Source organism: Mycobacterium sp. ITM-2016-00316, assembly GCF_002968335.2.
Lineage (GTDB): Bacteria > Actinomycetota > Actinomycetes > Mycobacteriales > Mycobacteriaceae > Mycobacterium.
In genome coordinates, this window is sequence record NZ_CP134398.1 from 1 (window position 1) to 12018 (window position 12018).

Here is a 12018-nt window from a genome sequence, read left to right on the forward strand (position 1 = left end):
TTGACTGCGGACCCCGATTCCTCGTTCCTCACGGTCTGGACCAATGTCGTTTCCGAGCTCAATGGAGAGACACCGTTCGGCGAGACCGTCAACGGAGGCCCACGTGAGCAATTCCTCACCGCACAGCAACGTGCCTGGCTGAAACTCGTCAAACCCTTGGTCATCACCGAGGGGTTTGCCCTGCTGTCCGTGCCGTCGGCCTTCGTGCAAAACGAGATCGAACGACTGCGCGAACCCATCGTCTCGGCGCTCAGCCGACAACTCGGCCAGCGCGTCGAACTCGGCGTCCGCATCGCCACCCCAGGTCCGGACGACGCCTCCGAACCCGAGGCCGCGTCGGAGACCGGTGAGCAGCCCGCGACCGACAGCGAAGAAGTCGATGAGGACGGCGAGGCCCTCGCCAGTGCCGAGGCCAGCTGGCCGACGTACTTCAACCGTTCCCAGAACACCGCCCCCGAAGCCAACGCCGTCAGCCTCAACCGGCGCTACACCTTCGAGACGTTCGTGATCGGCGCCTCCAACCGGTTCGCCCACGCCGCGACCCTTGCCATCTCCGAAGCACCGGCTCGGGCCTACAACCCGCTGTTCATCTGGGGCGAGTCCGGCCTCGGCAAGACACACCTCCTGCACGCGGCCGGCAACTATGCCCAACGGCTCTTTCCGGGGATGCGTGTGAAGTACGTCTCCACCGAGGAATTCACCAACGACTTCATCAACTCGTTGCGTGATGACCGCAAGGCGTCCTTCAAGCGCAGTTACCGCGATGTCGACATCCTGCTCGTCGATGACATTCAGTTCATCGAGGGCAAGGACGGCATCCAGGAGGAGTTCTTCCACACCTTCAACACGCTGCACAACGCGAACAAGCAGATCGTCATCTCCTCGGACCGCTCCCCCAAACAGCTGGCCACCCTGGAGGACCGGCTGCGGACCCGTTTCGAGTGGGGCCTGATCACCGATGTGCAGCCCCCCGAGCTGGAGACCCGCATCGCCATTCTGCGAAAGAAGGCGCAGATGGATCGCCTCGACGTACCCGATGACGTGCTCGAGTTGATCGCCAGCCGCATCGAACGCAATATCCGTGAGCTCGAAGGCGCCCTCATCCGGGTCACCGCGTTCGCCTCGCTGAGCAAGACCACGATCGACAAATCGCTGGCCGAGATCGTCCTTCGGGATCTCATCTCGGACGCCAGCACCATGCAGATCAGTACCGCGACGATCATGGCCGCCACCGCCGAGTACTTCGAAACCAGCATCGAAGAGCTCCGTGGACCCGGTAAGACCCGCGCACTGGCGCAGTCCCGCCAGATCGCCATGTACCTGTGCCGTGAGCTCACCGATCTGTCGCTGCCCCGCATCGGGGAAGCCTTCGGCCGCGACCACACCACGGTCATGTACGCCGAGCGCAAGATCCGCGACGGCATGGCCGAACGACGCGAGATCTTCGATCACGTCAAGGAACTCACCACCCGGATCCGCCAGCGCTCCAAGCGCTGAGCCCACTCTCGAGTCGTTCCGGCGACAAAAATTGCGAAAAACTTGTGACCCGTTGGCACCAGTCGTCACACAAAATCGGTGTGGAAACTGCTGTGCACAACCTGGGTGAAACCTCCGGTCAACCCGGGGTCCACTCCACAATCACATGGTTATCCACAGCCGCCCCCCATCCGTCCGATATTGCTCCACAGGCTGCACACACCCCGTGCACCGCCACCACCTGCGTGGAACCGCCTCGATCCACAGCTTCCACAGGACCTATTACTGTTGCTTTTATCTCTAGAAGGTTCATCTTCTAAAAGCAGGCTGTTGGGGACAGAGCACGGAGCTCTCCGATCGAGGCTCCTGCGGAGCCACGCACCCGGCGCTCGAATCGCTTTCAAGTTCGCGCCGAACGCTCTACGGTGGTGATTCGATACGCCGGTGCGATCGTCGACCAGTTCGCGACTACGCTCGGAGTGACACGGGGAATCCGCTGGTTGATGCTGGTTGATGCGGTAGATCGAAGGGACGTTATGGACGTGGTGACGACGAATGTTGGTCTCACCGATTTGAAGTTCCGTCTGGTACGCGAGGATTTTGCCGATGCGGTGGCGTGGGTGGCCCGCAGTCTGCCGTCTCGGCCTACCGTCCCGGTGCTCGCCGGCGTGCTTCTGACCGGCTCCGACGACGGCCTGACCATCTCCGGATACGACTACGAAACCTCCGCCGAGGTGCGCGTTGCGGCTGAGATCGCTTCTCCTGGAAGCGCTTTGGTTTCCGGCCGGTTGCTCTCGGATATCACCCGGTCCTTGCCCGCCAAACCGGTGGACGTCAGCGTCGAGGGCACCCGGGTATTGCTGAGCTGCGGCAGCGCCCGCTTCTCGCTGCCGACGATGGCTGTCGAGGACTACCCCTCGTTGCCCGCCCTGCCCGATGAGACCGGGGTGGTGTCCGCCGATCTGTTCGGAGAGGCCATCGGCCAGGTCGCCGTCGCGGCCGGTCGCGACGACACCCTGCCGATGCTGACCGGCATCCGTGTGGAGATCTCCGGTGACAAGGTTGTTTTGGCCGCCACCGACCGGTTCCGGCTGGCCGTGCGCGAGCTGACCTGGTCGACGGATTCGGCCGGCGTCGAAGCCGCTGTGCTGGTGCCGGCGAAAACGTTGTCCGAGGCCGCCAAGACGGGCACCGACGGGACCGAAGTTCATCTGGCGCTCGGTGCCGGCGCGGCCGTCGGCAAAGAGGGCCTGCTCGGTATCCGTAGTAACGGCAAGCGGACCACCACACGGCTACTGGATGCTGAATTCCCGAAGTTCCGTCAGTTGCTGCCGACCGAACACACTGCGGTCGCCACGGTCGGCGTCGCCGAGTTGACCGAGGCGATCAAACGCGTCGCCTTGGTGGCCGACCGTGGTGCCCAGGTCAGGATGGAGTTCAACGAGGATGGCGTGCGGCTGTCCGCGGGCGCCGACGATGTCGGCCGCGCCGAAGAAGACCTGCAGGTGGAATTCGCCGGCGAGCCGCTGACCATCGCGTTCAATCCGACCTATCTGACCGATGGTCTGGGTTCGTTGCACTCCGAGCGCGTCACATTCGGCTTCACGACACCCAGCCGTCCCGCGGTGTTGCGTCCCGCAGGGGACAATGGTGTCGAGGCCGGCGCGACGGGGCCGTTCCCCGCCGCGCAGACCGACTATGTCTATTTGTTGATGCCGGTGCGGCTTCCGGGCTGACCTGCTGACCGTCGCGGAGGGACGCACGCATATGCAACTCGGGCTGATCGGGCTGGGCAAGATGGGTTTCAACATGCGGGAACGCCTGCGTGCCGGAGACCACGAGGTGGTCGGCTACGACCCTCGCCCCGAGGTCACGGATGTTCCGACACTGGCCGCGCTGGCCGAGGCGCTGCCGGCGCCGCGCACGGTGTGGGTGATGGTGCCCTCCGGTGAGGTCACCCGTACTACCATCGCCGAACTCGCCGAGGTGCTCGAGCCAGGAGACTTGGTGATAGACGGTGGCAACTCCCGCTACACCGAAGACGGACTGCACGCGAAGCTGCTGGGCGACAAGGGAATCGCGTTCATCGATGCCGGTGTCTCCGGTGGTATCTGGGGTCTGACCGAGGGTTACGGACTGATGGTCGGCGGCAGCGACGAGGACGTCGCGCGCGCCATGCCGATCTTCGACACCCTGCGTCCCGACGGCGAGCAGGCCGACGGTTTCGTGCACGCCGGCCCGGTGGGTGCCGGACATTTCACCAAGATGGTGCACAACGGCGTCGAGTACGCGTTGATGACCGCCTATGCCGAGGGCTACGAAATGCTCGCCGCCGAGGAGCTCGTCAAGGATCCGCAGGCCGTCTATCAGGCGTGGACCAACGGCACGGTGGTGCGGTCCTGGCTGCAGCAGCTGCTGGCCAAGGCGTTGAAGGAAGATCCGGGTCTGGACAATCTGACCGGATACACCGAAGACTCCGGTGAAGGACGTTGGACGGTCGAAGAAGCCATCCGGCTGCGGGTCCCGGTTCCCGGTATCGCCGCTTCGTTGTTCGCCAGATTCCTTTCCCGCCAGGAAGATTCACCGACCATGAAGGCCGTTGCCGCCCTTCGCAACCAGTTCGGCGGACATGCGGTGCAGCGGATTTCGGAATCCGGCTAGTTTTGTACGTACGCCATCTGGGATTGACGGACTTCAGGTCGTGGCCGCGGGTCGACCTGGAACTCGAGCCCGGACAGACGGTCTTCGTCGCGCCCAATGGCTATGGTAAGACCAATCTCATTGAAGCACTGTGGTATTCGGCGACACTCGGCTCACACCGGGTGGCGTCTGACGCACCGCTGATCCGCTCCGGTGCCGAACGTGCGGTGGTGTCTACCATCGTGGTGAACGAGGGCCGGGAACTCGGGGTGGATCTGGAGATCACCACCGGGCGGGCCAACAAGGCCCGGCTGAACCGGTCTCCGGTCCGCAGCCCCCGAGAGATCCTGGGCGTCTTGCGGGCGGTGCTGTTCGCACCGGAGGATCTGGCGCTGGTGCGTGGCGACCCGGCGGAACGACGCCGGTATCTCGACGAGGTCGCGACCACCCGACGGCCCCGCATCGCGGGCGTGCGCGCCGACTACGACAAGGTCGTCCGGCAGCGCACCGCGCTGCTGAAGTCTGCCGGCCCGGCACGGCACCGCGGGGACACCTCGATGCTGGACACGCTGGAGTCCTGGGACGGCCACCTGGCTGCACATGGCGCACAGCTCATCTCGGCGCGGGTCGACCTCGTCAACCAACTCGCACCCGAGGTCGAGAAGGCTTATCAATTGCTGGCACCGGCATCACGGCCCGCGGCGATCAGATACCGGAGCTCGGTGGAGATCATCGAGAACGAGGCCGCGGCGGGCACCATCGACCCTGCGGTGTTCGAGGTCGCATTGCTCGAGGAGTTGAGTCGCAAGCGGTCCGCCGAACTGGAACGCGGTGTCTGCCTGGTCGGGCCGCACCGCGACGACCTCGAACTGCGCCTTGGTGAACAGCCCGCGAAAGGGTTCGCCAGTCACGGTGAATCCTGGTCGATGGCTTTGGGTTTGCGGTTGGCAGCCTACGAACTGTTGCGTGCGGAAGGTTCGGACCCGGTGCTGCTGCTCGACGACGTGTTCGCCGAGCTCGACAGTGCGCGACGGCGGGCACTGGCCAAGGTGGCGGCCTCGGCGGAGCAGGTGCTGGTGACCGCAGCGGTGCCCGAGGATCTGCCCGTGGACTGGGACGTGCGCCGAATCGAGGTCACGATGCGCGATGATGACAGTGGACGCATTTCAGAGGTGGTGACGTGATCGAGGACGATGAGGCGCAGGGCCCGCCGGATCATCTGGCCGGTCTGACCGGAATGGACATGGTGCGCCGCGCGCTCGAGGAGGCCCGCGGTGCCGCGCGCAGCCAGGGTAAGGATGTCGGGCGCGGCAGGGTGGCTCCCGCCAAGCGCGCCCCGATCACCGGTAAGCGCCGCAGATGGTCCGGACCCGGCCCGGATGCCCGCGATCCACAGTCGTTCAGCGCGGCCACCCGCGACCTCGCACAATCCCGCGGATGGTCGAAACAGGTGGCCGAAGGATCCGTGCTGGGTCAGTGGGCCACGGTCGTCGGCGATCAGATCGCCGACCATGCGATACCTACCAGCCTGCGGGACGGGGTGCTGACGGTGTCGGCCGAATCGACGGCATGGGCCACCCAGCTGCGGATGGTGCAGGCCCAGCTCCTGGCCAAGATCGCGGCGGCCGTCGGGGACGGGGTGGTGACCACGATGAAGATCCAGGGACCGGTGGCGCCGTCGTGGCGGAAGGGCAATCGCAGCGTCCCGGGGCGCGGCCCGCGCGACACCTACGGATAGTGGTCGTCTGAGGCCGTCGATACGCCGGAAATCGAGCTGCTTGAGCGTCCCGACGCTCCGATAGGCCAGAAATTCCGCGCACGGCGCGGTTAGGTAGGTGGAAACGCCGCTACAGATTCAGTCCTGACAGTGTGTAACGGTAGACTGTGGGGAGCTCTGCCGGCGGTATCGAACCGCCCCCCGCGAACCCCAAGGAGACGCGTCCAACGTGGCTGCCCAGAAGAACAATGGCCCTACCGCATATGGCGCGGAGTCGATCAAGGTGCTCGAGGGCCTCGAGGCGGTCCGTAAGCGTCCGGGCATGTACATCGGATCCACCGGCGAGCGCGGTCTTCATCATCTGGTGTGGGAGGTCGTGGACAACGCCGTCGACGAGGCCATGGCGGGATTCGCCAGCAAGGTCGACGTCCGCATCCTCGAGGACGGCGGCGTCGAGGTCACCGATGACGGCCGCGGCATCCCCGTCGCCATGCACAGCACCGGGATCCCGACCGTCGATGTGGTCATGACCGTTCTGCATGCCGGCGGCAAGTTCGAGGAGGGCGCCTATCAGGTGTCCGGCGGGTTGCACGGCGTCGGTGTGTCCGTCGTCAACGCCTTGTCCACGCGTCTGGAAGCCGACATCCGCACGGACGGCTCCGAGTGGTTCCAGACCTACGAGTACTCGGTGCCCGGCACGCTGCGCCAAGGTGAGCCCACGAAGAAGACCGGCACCACCATTCGGTTCTGGGCGGATCCCAACATCTTCGAGACCACCAACTACGACTTCGAGACCATCGCCCGCCGCCTCCAGGAGATGGCATTCCTGAACAAGGGATTGACCATCGATCTGGTCGACGAGCGCGTCACCGCCGATGAGGTCGTCGATGAGGTCGTCAGCGATACCGCCGAGGCGCCGAAGTCCGCTGATGAGAAGGAGGCGGAGGCCAAGGGCCCGCACAAGGTCAAGCACCGCTCCTACCATTACCCCGGCGGTCTGGTGGACTTCGTCAAACACATCAACCGGACCAAGACCGCGATCCAGCAGAGCATCATCGACTTCGACGGCAAGGGTCCCGGCCACGAGGTCGAGATCGCCATGCAGTGGAACGCCGGCTACTCCGAATCGGTGCACACCTTCGCGAACACCATCAACACCCACGAAGGTGGCACCCACGAAGAGGGTTTCCGCAGCGCGCTGACCACTGTGGTCAACAAGTACGCCAAGGACAAGAAGCTGCTCAAGGAGAAGGACGCGAACCTCACCGGCGACGACATCCGGGAAGGACTGGCCGCCGTCATCTCGGTCAAGGTCAGCGACCCGCAGTTCGAGGGTCAGACCAAGACCAAGCTGGGCAATACCGAGGTCAAGTCCTTCGTCCAGAAGATCTGCAATGAACAGCTCAGCCACTGGTTCGAGGCCAACCCGGCCGAAGCCAAGACTGTTGTGAACAAGGCAGTTTCGTCGGCGCAAGCCCGGATGGCGGCGCGCAAGGCGCGCGAGCTGGTGCGGCGTAAGAGCGCGACCGACATCGGTGGTCTGCCCGGCAAGCTCGCCGACTGCCGCTCGACAGATCCGCGTCTGTCGGAAGTGTATGTGGTGGAGGGTGATTCGGCCGGTGGCTCGGCCAAGAGCGGCCGCGACTCGATGTATCAGGCCATTCTTCCGCTGCGCGGCAAGATCATCAACGTGGAAAAGGCCCGCATCGACCGGGTGCTGAAGAACACCGAAGTCCAGGCGATCATCACCGCGCTCGGCACCGGTATCCACGACGAGTTCGACCTCGCCAAGCTGCGGTATCACAAGATCGTGCTGATGGCCGACGCCGACGTCGACGGCCAACACATCTCGACGCTGCTGCTGACGCTGCTGTTCCGGTTCATGAAACCGCTCATCGAGAACGGTCACGTTTTCCTGGCCCAGCCACCGCTGTACAAGCTGAAATGGCAACGCAGCGAACCTGAATTCGCCTACTCCGACCGCGAGCGGGACGGTCTGCTCGAGGCCGGTCGCGCGGCGGGCCGCAAGATCAACACCGAGGACGGCATCCAGCGCTACAAGGGTCTCGGCGAGATGGATGCGAAGGAACTGTGGGAGACCACCATGGATCCCAGCGCGCGGGTGCTGCGCCGAATCACCCTCGACGACGCGGCAGCTGCCGACGAGCTGTTCTCCATCCTGATGGGCGAGGACGTCGAAGCCCGACGCAGCTTCATCACCCGCAACGCGAGAGACGTGCGCTTCCTTGACGTCTGACGCCCGTTGACCTTCCCCTTCCCCTTCCCAGCTGCTCATAGACGAGCGAGGAGCACATGACAGACACCACCCTGCCCCCGGGCGACGACGGCGCCACCACCGATCGCATCGAACCGGTGGACATCCAGCAGGAGATGCAGCGCAGCTACATCGATTACGCGATGAGCGTCATCGTGGGGCGCGCACTTCCGGAGGTCCGCGACGGGCTCAAGCCGGTGCACCGCCGCGTGCTCTACGCCATGTACGACTCGGGCTTCCGGCCCGACCGCGGTCACGCGAAATCCGCCCGCTCGGTTGCCGAAACGATGGGCAACTACCACCCGCACGGTGACTCGTCGATCTACGACACCCTGGTCCGGATGGCCCAGCCGTGGTCACTGCGCTACCCGCTTGTCGACGGCCAGGGCAACTTCGGCTCGCCGGGCAACGACCCGCCGGCCGCCATGCGCTACACCGAGGCCCGGCTGACGCCGCTGGCCATGGAGATGCTGCGCGAAATCGACGAAGAGACAGTCGATTTCATCCCGAACTACGACGGCCGCGTGCAGGAGCCGACCGTCCTTCCCAGCCGGTTCCCCAACCTGCTGGCCAACGGTTCCGGTGGCATCGCGGTCGGTATGGCCACCAACATGCCCCCGCACAACCTCCGCGAGCTCGCGGAGGCCGTCTTCTGGTGCCTGGACAACTACGAGGCCGACGAGGAAGAGACGCTGGCGGCCGTGTGCGAGCGGGTCAAGGGACCCGACTTCCCCACCTACGGTCTGATCGTCGGTTCCCAGGGCATCCACGACGCGTACACCACGGGCCGCGGTTCCATCCGCATGCGCGGTGTCGTCGAGGTCGAGGAGGACTCCCGGGGACGCACGCTGCTGGTGATCACCGAGCTGCCCTACCAGGTGAACCACGACAACTTCATCACCTCGATCGCCGATCAGGTGCGCGACGCCAAGCTCGCGGGCATCTCCAATATCGAAGATCAGAGCTCCGACCGGGTCGGCTTGCGGATCGTCGTCGAGGTCAAGCGCGACGCCGTGGCCAAGGTGGTGCTCAACAATCTCTACAAGCACACCCAGCTGCAGACCAGCTTCGGCGCGAACATGCTGTCGATCGTCGACGGAGTGCCCCGCACGCTGCGCATCGATCAGTTGATCCGGCTGTATGTGGTGCACCAGTTGGACGTCATCGTGCGGCGGACCATCTACCGGCTGCGCAAGGCCAACGAACGGGCCCACATCCTGCGCGGTCTGGTCAAGGCGCTCGACGCGCTCGACGAGGTCATCGCGTTGATCCGGGCATCGGCCAACGTCGACGTCGCGCGGTCGGGCCTGATCGAGTTGCTCGATGTCGATGAGATCCAGGCGCAGGCGATCCTGGACATGCAGCTGCGGCGCCTCGCCGCTCTCGAACGCCAGCGCATCGTCAACGACCTCGCCAAGATCGAAGCCGAGATCGCCGACCTCGAGGACATCCTGGCCAAGCCGGAGCGGCAGCGCGCGATCGTGCACGACGAGTTGGCCGAACTGGCCGACAAGTACGGCGATGACCGGCGCACCCGGATTGTCCCGGCCGACGGTGATGTCGCCGATGAGGACCTCATCGCCCGTGAAGAGGTCGTCGTCACGATCACCGAGACCGGCTATGCCAAGCGCACGAAGTCCGACCTCTACCGAAGCCAGAAGCGCGGCGGCAAGGGAGTCCAGGGCGCGGGGCTCAAGCAGGACGACATCGTCAATCACTTCTTCGTCTGCTCGACCCACGACTGGATCCTGTTCTTCACCACGCAGGGCCGGGTGTACCGGGCCAAGGCCTACGAGCTCCCGGAGGCGTCCAGGACGGCTCGTGGCCAGCACGTGGCCAACCTGCTGGCGTTCCAGCCGGAGGAGCGCATCGCCCAGGTCATCCAGCTCAAGAGCTACGAGGATGCTCCGTACCTGGTGTTGGCCACCCGCAAGGGATTGGTCAAGAAGTCCAAGCTCACCGACTTCGACTCGAACCGTTCCGGTGGCATCGTCGCGGTGAACCTGCGCGACGACGACGAGTTGGTCGGTGCGGTCCTGTGCTCGGCCGAGGAAGACCTGTTGCTGGTCAGCGCCAAGGGCCAGTCCATCCGGTTCTCGGCCACCGACGAGGCGTTGCGGCCGATGGGGCGCGCCACCTCCGGTGTCCAGGGCATGCGGTTCAACGAAGAGGACCAGCTGCTGTCGCTGAACGTCGTCCGCGAAGGCACGTATTTGCTGGTCGCGACGTCCGGCGGCTACGCCAAGCGCACCGCGATCGAGGAATACTCCGCGCAGGGCCGTGGCGGCAAGGGCATCCTCACCGTCCAGTACGACCCCAAGCGTGGCAGTCTGGTCGGAGCCCTGATCGTCGACGATGAGACCGAGCTGTACGCCATCACCTCCGGCGGCGGTGTCATCAGGACGGCCGCTCGCCAGGTCCGCAAGGCCGGGCGCCAGACCAAGGGCGTCCGCTTGATGAACCTGGGCGAGGGCGACACACTGATTGCGATTGCGCGGAATGCCGAAGGCGGCGACGAGTCTGACGGCGACGAGGTCGAGGGCAGCGAACCCGAAGCCACCGAACCCGACAGCACCGAGCCCGACGCAACGTGACGCGACGCCGCTGCCATCTCGGCACGGCCTGAGACAAGGAGCCGCTAGGTGACTTCACCGAACGAGCCCGGACACCCGCGTGCGGGCGAGGGCCCCGGCAGCGCCAACGGAGCGCCTGCCGGGCCGCCGGGACGCGCGGCCGCCGAGTCCGGCGACGTTCCCCCCTGGCAACGGGGTCCGGCTGCCCGGGCGAACGGGCCGCGTCCCGCGGAACAGGGCACCCCGCCCCGTCCCGCGGAAGCGCCGCGTGGGTCCGAGGGCCCACGGCCCACGGAGTCGCAGCGCCCCGCCGAAGGGCCCCGTCCCACCGAGGCACAGCGTCCGCCGGAGGGACAGCGTCCCCCGGCCCGCTCCCCCGGTGCCGACGCCCGCCTGGGCCAGTTCATCGCCGGCGTGCCGAGTACGGCCAACCGGGACACCGAGGTCGTGCCGGCCCGTACCCCGGAACGGCCCGAGGGCCCGCGCTCGGAGAATTACGCCAGCGAACTGCCGGACCTGTCCGCACAGTCCCGGCCTCCGCGCCCGGCGAACGCCCCCGCGCCCGCCGAGCAGCGTCCGGCGGCCCCGGCCGGCCGGGTGCAGGTGGCCAAGAAGTCGGCGGGCCCGGTGCGGGCGAGCATGCAGATCCGCCGGATCGATCCGTGGAGCACGCTGAAGGTCTCCCTGGTGCTCTCCGGTGCGCTGTTCTTCGTGTGGATGATCGCCGTAGCCTTCCTGTACCTGGTGCTCGGCGGCATGGGCGTGTGGACCAAGCTGAACAGCAACGTCGGCGACCTGCTGACCAGTGACAGCGGAACCGGTGGCGAACTCATCTCCAGCGGAACGATTTTCGGCGGTGCGACGCTGATCGGTCTGGTCAATATCGTCTTGCTGACGGCGATGGCGACCGCCGGTGCGTTCATCTACAACCTCATCACCGACCTGGTCGGCGGCGTCGAGGTGACCCTGGCGGATCGGGACTGATCCTCGCGGTTTGGGCGATGGGCCGTGCTTACGGTAATCTCGTCGCTCGGCCGTAAAGGTTGTTACGGGCCTATAGCTCAGGTGGTTAGAGCGCTTCGCTGATAACGAAGAGGTCGGAGGTTCGAGTCCTCCTAGGCCCACGGAAGGGTATGCACCATGAAGCTGGTGTTGGTGGCGGTGCTGGCAGCCGCAGCGGTGATCGTGTACCGATCCCGGCACGGTGTCGAGGTCTGGCACACCACCGAGGCCCGCCTCGCATAACCCCGTAAGGGGCCTTAGCTCAGTTGGTAGAGCGCTGCCTTTGCAAGGCAGATGTCAGGAGTTCGAATCTCCTAGGCTCCACAATTCTCAGC

8 protein-coding genes and 2 tRNA genes are annotated in these 12018 nt (G+C 65.5%); all 10 read left to right on the plus strand.

Translation table 11 applies throughout. From position 1 onward, the window contains the following. The 10 genes from dnaA (at position 1) to C6A86_RS00050 (ending at position 12007) form a co-directional block, all read left to right on the plus strand. Entirely contained in the window at positions 1-1497 is a 1497-nt protein-coding gene (gene dnaA / locus C6A86_RS00005) for a chromosomal replication initiator protein DnaA (protein ID WP_105363368.1), read from the plus strand. 515 nt (positions 1498-2012) lie between these two features. Next, positions 2013-3212 (plus strand): DNA polymerase III subunit beta, encoded by a 1200-nt coding sequence (gene dnaN / locus C6A86_RS00010; protein WP_105363367.1) that lies wholly within the window; start codon positions 2013-2015, stop codon positions 3210-3212. Positions 3213-3243: 31 nt separating this feature from the next. Beyond that, on the plus strand, positions 3244-4137 hold the full coding sequence (gnd, locus tag C6A86_RS00015; RefSeq protein ID WP_105363366.1) for a phosphogluconate dehydrogenase (NAD(+)-dependent, decarboxylating): 894 nt from the start codon (positions 3244-3246) through the stop codon (positions 4135-4137). A 2-nt stretch (positions 4138-4139) separates the two neighbouring features. After that, positions 4140-5300 carry a DNA replication/repair protein RecF gene (recF, locus tag C6A86_RS00020; protein ID WP_105363365.1) on the plus strand — a complete coding sequence of 387 codons (1161 nt, stop codon included), beginning with the start codon at positions 4140-4142 and terminating at the stop codon, positions 5298-5300. A 53-nt stretch (positions 5301-5353) separates the two neighbouring features. Then, positions 5354-5854 (plus strand): DUF721 family protein, encoded by a 501-nt coding sequence (locus C6A86_RS00025; RefSeq protein WP_396835423.1) that lies wholly within the window; start codon positions 5354-5356, stop codon positions 5852-5854. Between the two features lie 208 nt (positions 5855-6062). Beyond that, positions 6063-8090, plus strand: a complete 2028-nt coding sequence (gyrB, locus tag C6A86_RS00030) for a DNA topoisomerase (ATP-hydrolyzing) subunit B (RefSeq protein ID WP_311100976.1) — start codon at positions 6063-6065, stop codon at positions 8088-8090. A gap of 56 nt (positions 8091-8146) precedes the next feature. Continuing rightward, the gene (gyrA, locus tag C6A86_RS00035; RefSeq protein ID WP_311100977.1) at positions 8147-10702 is read left to right on the plus strand and encodes a DNA gyrase subunit A; all 2556 of its coding nucleotides are present in this window, start codon (positions 8147-8149) and stop codon (positions 10700-10702) included. A gap of 48 nt (positions 10703-10750) precedes the next feature. Next, positions 10751-11665: a DUF3566 domain-containing protein gene (locus C6A86_RS00040; RefSeq protein WP_105362617.1), complete on the plus strand. Its 915-nt coding sequence runs from the start codon at positions 10751-10753 to the stop codon at positions 11663-11665. A 66-nt stretch (positions 11666-11731) separates the two neighbouring features. Next, positions 11732-11805 (plus strand) — tRNA-Ile (locus C6A86_RS00045). Positions 11806-11934: 129 nt separating this feature from the next. Then, positions 11935-12007: transfer RNA gene (locus C6A86_RS00050), tRNA-Ala, on the plus strand. Positions 12008-12018: the final 11 nt, after the last annotated feature.

What these genes read in the sequence shown, in the direction of transcription:
- gyrA (WP_311100977.1), top strand. Translation starts at nt 8,147, where the DNA reads ATGACAGACACCACCCTGCCCCCGGGCGACGACGGCGCCACCACCGAT.
- gnd (WP_105363366.1), top strand. Translation starts at nt 3,244, where the DNA reads ATGCAACTCGGGCTGATCGGGCTGGGCAAGATGGGTTTCAACATGCGG.
- dnaN (WP_105363367.1), top strand. Translation starts at nt 2,013, where the DNA reads ATGGACGTGGTGACGACGAATGTTGGTCTCACCGATTTGAAGTTCCGT.
- C6A86_RS00025 (WP_396835423.1), top strand. Translation starts at nt 5,354, where the DNA reads ATGGACATGGTGCGCCGCGCGCTCGAGGAGGCCCGCGGTGCCGCGCGC.